Annotated in this window: 8 protein-coding genes; all 8 read left to right on the top strand. The window is 73.1% G+C overall.

The features are described 5' to 3' along the window. Positions 1 to 185: 185 nt before the first annotated feature. The 8 genes from eccD (at position 186) to ACFUK0_RS07365 (ending at position 7,402) form a co-directional block, all read left to right on the top strand. The gene (gene eccD / locus ACFUK0_RS07330; protein ID WP_380247136.1) at positions 186 to 1,565 is read left to right on the top strand and encodes a type VII secretion integral membrane protein EccD; all 1,380 of its coding nucleotides are present in this window, start codon (positions 186 to 188) and stop codon (positions 1,563 to 1,565) included. 41 nt (positions 1,566 to 1,606) lie between these two features. After that, positions 1,607 to 3,058 carry a type VII secretion protein EccB gene (gene eccB, locus ACFUK0_RS07335; RefSeq protein ID WP_380247138.1) on the top strand — a complete coding sequence of 484 codons (1,452 nt, stop codon included), beginning with the start codon at positions 1,607 to 1,609 and terminating at the stop codon, positions 3,056 to 3,058. Positions 3,059 to 3,163: 105 nt separating this feature from the next. Further along, positions 3,164 to 3,505, top strand: coding sequence for a hypothetical protein (locus ACFUK0_RS07340; RefSeq protein ID WP_380247140.1), 342 nt, complete (start codon positions 3,164 to 3,166; stop codon positions 3,503 to 3,505). Between the two features lie 104 nt (positions 3,506 to 3,609). Further along, positions 3,610 to 3,900 carry a hypothetical protein gene (locus ACFUK0_RS07345; protein WP_380247142.1) on the top strand — a complete coding sequence of 97 codons (291 nt, stop codon included), beginning with the start codon at positions 3,610 to 3,612 and terminating at the stop codon, positions 3,898 to 3,900. 39 nt (positions 3,901 to 3,939) lie between these two features. After that, entirely contained in the window at positions 3,940 to 4,362 is a 423-nt protein-coding gene (locus ACFUK0_RS07350; RefSeq protein WP_380247144.1) for a hypothetical protein, read from the top strand. A 59-nt stretch (positions 4,363 to 4,421) separates the two neighbouring features. Then, a complete protein-coding gene (locus tag ACFUK0_RS07355; protein ID WP_380247146.1) occupies positions 4,422 to 6,605 on the top strand; it encodes a hypothetical protein in 2,184 nt (727 codons plus the stop codon). 64 nt (positions 6,606 to 6,669) lie between these two features. Further along, entirely contained in the window at positions 6,670 to 7,107 is a 438-nt protein-coding gene (locus tag ACFUK0_RS07360) for a YbaB/EbfC family nucleoid-associated protein (protein ID WP_380247148.1), read from the top strand. Beyond that, the gene (locus tag ACFUK0_RS07365; protein ID WP_380247150.1) at positions 7,100 to 7,402 is read left to right on the top strand and encodes a hypothetical protein; all 303 of its coding nucleotides are present in this window, start codon (positions 7,100 to 7,102) and stop codon (positions 7,400 to 7,402) included. Before ACFUK0_RS07360 ends, ACFUK0_RS07365 begins: the two co-directional genes overlap by 8 nt. The last annotated feature ends 47 nt before the right edge of the window (positions 7,403 to 7,449 follow it).

Below are 7,449 nucleotides of genomic sequence, written 5' to 3' on the forward strand. Positions count from 1 at the left end.
CGGATCACGGGCGGCGGGCCGCCCGGGGTTCACCGCAGGCCGGTGAACCTCCCGCCGCCCGCCGCGCGTACCTCCTGGCGGGATGCCCGCCCCGGACCGCCCCGGACCGGCCGCGGGCATCCCGACCAGGACGGCCCGCCGCGCCGGGCGGCGTCCGAGGAGAGCAGCGTCGAGCGGAGTGAGCTTTGAACGGTAGTGCCGTCGCAGGACTGTGCAGGCTGCGGTTCCGCGCCCCAGACGCACTGTTCGAACTCTCGGTGCCCTCGGACGTCCCGCTCGCCGACCTGCTGCCCGCCGTGCTCGGCCACGCCGGCGCAGCCGTCGAGGAGCAGGGCGTCGAGCACGACGGCTGGGTACTCCAGCGCCTCGGCGGGGAACCGCTGGACGAGGAGCTCGGCACGGAGGCCCTCGGCCTGCACGACGGGGACGACCTCTACCTGCGCCCCCGCCGCGAAGCCCTGCCCGCCGTGCACTTCGACGACCTGGCGGACGGCGTCGCCACCGGCATGCGGGCCCTGCCCGACACCTGGCGTCCGGCACTGACCCACCACCTCGCCGTGGCGCTCGCGCTGACCGCGCTGGCCGGCGGGCTGGCGCTGCTCCTCCTCCCCGGCCCGCAGCAGACCCGCGACCTCGCCGCCGCCGTCACCGGACTGCTGCTGCTGTTCGGCGCCGCGAGCGCCTCCCGCGCGGTCGGGGACGCGGGCGCCGGCACGGCGTTCGGCGCGGCGGCCGTGCCCTACCTGGCCCTGGCCGGCGTCCTGCTGCCGAGCGGCGGCGGGAGCGGCGGGAGCGGGGTCCGGATGCTGGCCGGCGGATCGGCCGCGGCCGGCGCGGCCGTCCTCGCACTGGCCGCGGCCGGCTGCGCCGCACCGCTGTTCCTCGGCGTCGTGCTGCTGGGGCTGTTCACCATGGTGGGCGGCGTCCTGGTGCTGGCCGGCCGGACGCTCCTGGAGGCCGCCGCCGTGCTCGCCGTCCTGGCCGTCCTGCTCGGGGCGTTCGTCCCCGGCATCAGCTTCCGGCTGTCCGGCCTGCGGCTGCCCGCGCTGCCCCGCAACGCCGAGGAGCTCCAGGAGGGCATCGAGGCCTTCGCCGGCGACACCGTCCTCACCCGCAGCGCCCTCGCCGACGGCTTCCTGAGCGCCTTCCACTTCGCGCTCGGCGCGGTCTTCACGTTCGGCCTCGGCCTGCTGGCGGGCGGCACGGGCTGGGCCGCGCCCACCATGGCGGCCGTGCTGTCCGTGCTGCTCCTGCTGCACAGCCGGGCGGTCGGCAGCATCCGGCAGCGGCTCGCCCTGCTGCTGCCGGCCGTGCTCGGCCTGGTCCTGCTGGCCGCGCGCTTCGCCCTCGGCCAGGGCACCGCCGGCCGGCTGCTGCTGCTCGGCGCCCTGCTGGCCCTCGCCGGGGCGCTCGCGGTCCTCGCCTGGACCGTCCCCGGCCGGCGCCTGCTGCCCTACTGGGGCCGCGCGGCCGACCTGCTGCACACCCTGACGGCGCTCGCCCTGCTGCCGCTGATGCTCGACGTCACCGGCGTCTACCACGCACTCCGGGCGATCGCCGGCTGAGCCGGACCGCCCCGAACCGCGCCCCGAGGAGACAACCCCAGATGCAATCGAAACGCGACCAGGTGCAGGCCCACCTGTTCGTGATGGGCAGGCTCGCCACCGGCATGCTCCGGGGCGAGCCCGACGCCGTCGACACCCCCGCCGGCCGCACCTCCCGGGGCAGCGTGCTCGGCCTCGCCGTCGCGGTGCTGATCGCCGTGGGCGTCGCCCTGTACGGCCTGGTCGTGCCCGGTGGCGCCACCGGCTGGCGCAAACCCGGCACGCTGGTGGTGGTCAAGGAGAGCGGCGCCCGCTACCTCTTCCTGGACGGCGAACTGCACCCCGTCCTCAACGAGGCCAGTGCCCGCCTGCTGGCCGGCGACCAACTGGTGGTCGACCAGGTCAGCGTGAAGTCGCTGGACGGCACCCCGCGCGGTGTCCCGGTAGGCATCCAGGGCGCCCCCGACGGCCTGCCCACGGCGGCCAGGCTCACCGGCGCCCCCTGGTACGCCTGCGCGCAGAGCCGCCCCGCGCCCTCCGGCAGCCGGATCCCCGGCCTGGCCCTGGCCGTCGGCGCCGACCGGCCGGGCGAACGGCTGACGGAGGACCAGGCCGTACTGACCGCCGCCCCCGACGGCGCCGAGTACCTGCTCTGGCACGGCCGACGGCTGCGCCTGGACACCCGCGCCGGCGCCCGGCAGGCCCTCGGCTACGCCTCCGCCACCCCCTACCCGGTCACCACCGCCTTCCTCAACGCCCTCCCGGCCGGCCCCGACCTCGGCGCCCCCGAGATCGAGGGCCGCGGCAACCCCGGGCCGACCCTGGCCACCCACCCGACCAGGGTCGGCCAGCTGTTCACCGGCCCCGGCGGCGACCCGTACCTGCTCACCGCGTCCGGCCTGGCCCCGCTCGGCCGGACGATGTTCGAGCTGCTGCGCGGCGACTCCCGCACCCAGCACGGCGCCTACGGCGACGCCGCCGTCGTCCCCGTGGTGCTCGGGCCGATCGACCTGGCGGCGCACCCCGCACCGGCCGCCGTCACGGCCGGCCTCGCCGGCCAGGGCCTGCCCGCCGCACCGCCGCAGCTGCTGAACGTCCCCCAGGGCAAAGGCGTGTGCGCCGAGTTGCGGCTCGGCGAGCAGGCGCCCGCCACCGCCGTCACGCTGCTCCCCGACGCCGCCGTGACGGGCCTCGCGCCGGCCGCCCAGCCGGGTGTGGAGCCGGCCTGCGCGGGCGCCGACGCCATCGCGGTCGCGCCCGGCGGCGGGGCCCTGGTCCGGGCGCTGTCCGGCGCGGGCAGCGGCTCCACGCTGTACCTGGTCACCGACACCGGGGTGAAGTTCCCGCTCGCCTCGGCCGAGGTCGCGAAACAGCTCGGCTACGCCGCCGCCGCACCGCCGGCCGTCCCCGACGCCCTGCTGACCCTGCTGCCGACCGGCCCCAGCCTCGACCCCGCCCTGCTGACCGGCGCCGCCCCGGCGCCGGTGGCCGCACAGCCCGCCTGCGTTCGCTGAACCACCCGGCACGGTGGCCCCGTTGAACGAAGTGACGGGCCACCCGGCCCGGTCACCAGGTGCGGCCCCGGCCGCACGAATGCCCGTACCGACGAAGGGAATCCGGTGAGCACTCCCGGCTTGCAGACAGAGGACGCGGTCGTCCAGAGCGTCCTGGCGACCCTCGAAACCCACATGCAGTCGATGCGCACGGCGGGCCAGAACGTCGAGGCCGTCAACGGCGAGATCCAGCAGCACTTCCAGGCCGCCTGCAGCACCGCCTACCAGCAGCGGATCGCGGACTGGCAGGAGAAGTACCGCCAGCTCCAGCAGGCCTACGACACCTTCCACGCGGGCCTGGCCCGCGGGCACCAGGGCATCAACAACGCCCACACCGAGGCACTCGGGCTCGGCAGCGGCTGGTCGCCCGGCAGCAACAACGTCTTCAACGTGCTCAACGGCGGCTGACGCCGACTCCCCGCAGCGCCCCGCCCGGCGGTCCACCGCCGCCGGGCCGACAGCCCCGAGCCGGCGCCCCGGGCCCGGCCACGACCGACCGAGAGGATCCGTCCATGTCGGACATCAAGCTCAACCACGCGAACATCGACGAGGCCGCCGACGCGCTCACCCAGGCGAGCTCCGGCATGCACAGCCGGATGGAGGACTGCCTGCGGGCCGTGCAGACCGCCGAGCACCAGCTCCAGGGTGATCTCGCCACCGCCGCCCACGAGTTCTACACGGCGCTGGCCAACAGCGACGCCGCGATGACGGACGACATCGCCAAGGGCGCCGAGGTGCTGCGCACCATGCACGGCCTGCTGCGCGACGCGGACGCCAAGGGCGGTCAGGGGATCGGCCAGTGACGGCGGCGACGGACGGCCACCGGCACGGCGGGTGCGGCGATGGGTGACGGGACGAACGGCGGCGGCACGCTCAGCGTCAGCTCCGAGGACCTCAAGTACTTCGCGGACACCACCCTGGTGAACTTCATCAAGGAGCTCCAGGGTGACCCGAGTTACAAGGTGATCAGGGGATTCGGCGGCGGCGGCATCAGCTCCGAGAGCAACTACGACAAGCTGCTGGCCGGGTACACCAACTTCGGTCTCGCCACCACCGTGCAGAAGGAGTTCGGCGCCCTCTGCAAGGCCCTGTACGGGAGCATCGACACTCTCGTCCAGCAGTTGGGCACGGCGCGGGTGGAGCTGAAGATCGCGCTGGCCGCGATGGAGCGGGCCCACGAGGAGGCCATCACGGCCGCCGAGATGATGGAGATCCTCAACAAGGTGATGGGGGCCGGCGCCCCCAAACCCACCACCACCCCGTAGCCCGCCGGGCCATCTTCCGTACAGACCACGAACATCCCACTGCTTGGAGCGAGACGGCCATGAGCACACCGGAGGAGAAGCACGGTGAACTGGACTGGGACGGAATGCTCCTGGCGCTCGCCGACTCGACGCAGCGGAAGATCGTGACCCGTTCGGAGATCGCGGGAGCCGGCGTGGCCCCCTGGTTCGCCTCCACCGTGAAGTGCGAGGTGCAGGCCAAGCACTACACGGGTACCGGCGAGGCGCACGACTGGCTCTCGGGCAAGGACAGTTACGACGTCTGGTGGGCGTGGAACTGGAACGACAGCAACGGAGCGAACCAGAGCTGCGTCATCGCCGTCAACATGGACTGGTCGAAGTGGGGGAACGCCACCGACGGAGTCCTGTCCAAGTACACCCACCAGCCGTCCGAGATCCTCGTTCCGCTGAGCAGCGGATCGCAGGCCAACGACACGGTCAGTCTCTGGAGCTTCCTCGACGGCGCCGACGCGTTCAAGGGCCTGAAGGACAAGGTGGCAGGCTGGCGGACGACGGTCGCCGACTGGGCCGCGGACATCGACTCCCCGGGGAGCAGCTGGCAGGGCAGCGCGGCAGGGGAGTTCAAGGTGCTGCTGGAGGGCTTCGCCGGCGAACTCGAAAGCATCGGGATCCAGCTCGAAATCCCCGACTACGCCACCGACCTGAGGGCGGCGGGCACTTCCATCACCCCTGCCGTCTTCGGCCTGGGCCAGGTCTACCGGGACTGGTTCGACGGGCAGTACGCCTGGCCGGCCGCGGCGACCTTCAAGGCGATGAGAGAGGTACTGAAGGACTGCCAGCCGGTACTGAACACCGTCGACGACACCGTGACGGTCACCACGGTGCTGGGTGACCCGCACAGCGAGGCGTTCTTCGACGCGCTGCAGGCGAGGGCCAAGGCCATCTGGCTGAAGGACGTCCACGAGCAGCTCGACCTGAAGGCGAGCACGTACTTCGCGACGGTGAAGGCCGCCTACGACAAGCTGCACACGGACTTCGGCATGCCCTTCATCCCGGTGTCCATCCGGACGCCGACGGTCGAGAAGCCCGACACCTCCACGGTGGACCCGCCCAAGGTCGACCCGAAGACGGGGCTGCCCGACACGAAGATCCCGGACGGCACCGGCGGCACCGGCGGTGGCGGCACCGGAGGCGGTGGCAGCGGCAGCGTCAAGACCCCGGGCCCGGTCAACCTGGGCACCGGTGGCGGCGGTTCGGGAACGGGCGGTGGCGGCTCCGGCCTGCCGAGCTCGATCACCGGTGGTGGCGGCGGTTCCGGCACGGGCACGGGCACCCCCGTCCTGGACAAGAACGGCAAGCCCGTCCTGGGCGCCGACAACAAGCCCGTCCTGCTGCCGCCCGGCGGCTACATCGGCGCGGGCGGGCAGCTGTACGACGCCAACGGCAAGCCGGTCACCAAGGACGGCAAGCCGGTGGTCGTGCCCGAGGGGTCGACCGTGGCCCCCACCAGCGGCGGCAGCCTGTACGGCGGCACGGCCAAGGTGCCCAAGGGCTCCACCGTCCGGGAGGACGGCACGGTGGTCGACAAGGACGGCAAGGCGGTGCTGGACGTCAACGGCAACCCGGTGGTGCTCGGCAAGGGTGACACCATCGCCGCGGACGGGACCCTGCTGGACCCGAGCGGCAAGCCGATCTCGAACCTCAACCAGCAGCTCACCAACCAGGAGCACGTCCTCGCCACGTCGACGCCGGTCAGCCGCACGGTGACCGGATCGTCCGGCGGCGACTACTCGTACCAGGGCACCTCGTCCACCGGTTCCTCCTCGTACGGCCTGCTCGGCGGCTACGGCACCGGTTACAGCGGCTCCACCGGTACGCCGGGCAGCTCGACCGGCAGCGGCGGCATCACGCCGCTGGGCGGCGGCTCGGGCGCCAGGCTCGTCAGCAGCGGGGGCGGGCTGGGTGCCAAGGCCGTCGAGAACAGCGGCCCGGCCGTCGCGAAGATGGCCGCCGCCGAGGCCGCCGCCCAGAAGACGGCCCTCCAGCGGGCCGCCTCCGCCACCGCCGCCGAGGAGGCCCAGATGATGGGCCGCTCGGTCTCCACCAGCGGCGGCTCGGGCGCGCCGATGATGCCGATGGGCGGGGCCGGCGGCGGGGCGGGCGGCCAGGGCGACAAGGACCGCCAGCGGACCACCTGGCTGTCCGAGGACGAAGAGGTCTGGGGCACCGACACCGGCACGGTGAGCGGTGTGATCGGCCGCTGACCGGCGGCACCGATCAGTGGAGCGGAGCGGCGGCCGGCTCGCGGCCGTCAGGAGAGGTGGAGAGATGTCGTTCTCGTTCGCGGAGCAACTCGAATCGGTGATGGCCGAGATGATGGAGCAACAGGCCAGGATGCTGGCCGCGCAGCAGGAGTTGCAGGCCGCCACCGCCTCGGCGATGTCGAAGGACCGGATGGTCACCGCCAAGGTCGGCCCGCAGGGCGAGGTGGTCTCGCTGACCTTCCACACCTCCGACTACCGGACGATGGCGCCGGCCCAGCTCGCCACCGTGCTGACGGACGTGCTGAACGAGGCGCGGGCCCGGATGGGCGAGCAGGTGATGAAGTCCATGAGCGCGTTCGAGGGCGTCGGCGACCTGCTCCGGGAGTCGCTGACCGGCCCGACCGACCTGGACGAGGTGCTGGCGCCGCTGATCGCCATGCGGCCCCAGCGCGGGGAGGGCCTCAAGCCGGCCCGCACGAAGCAGGAGGACTTCAATGGCTGACCGGCTGGTCAAACTCACCGACCTGAAGCAGGTGTTCGGCCACTTCGAGGAGATGTCCGCGCTCGTCGACAAGATCAAGGAGGAGGTGCACCGGATCGAGGTGAACAACCGCCTCGCCGCCGGTGACGACGAGATCGGCGGGCAGTACCACAAGCAGGCGGACAAGGGCACGGTGAACCTCATCGAGCTCACGACGAACGTGCGGAACAAGCTGCTGGTGATCGGGATCAACGGCGCGACCACCGCCGACCTCTTCGACGCCGCCGACAACGACGCCACCGACCTGACGCTGTAGGGCAGCGGGGGTCGTTGGGCCCGCCGTCGCCGGTCCGTCAGCACCGA

Origin of the sequence: Kitasatospora sp. NPDC057223, assembly GCF_042669755.1 — a bacterium.
Taxonomy (GTDB): domain Bacteria; phylum Actinomycetota; class Actinomycetes; order Streptomycetales; family Streptomycetaceae; genus Kitasatospora.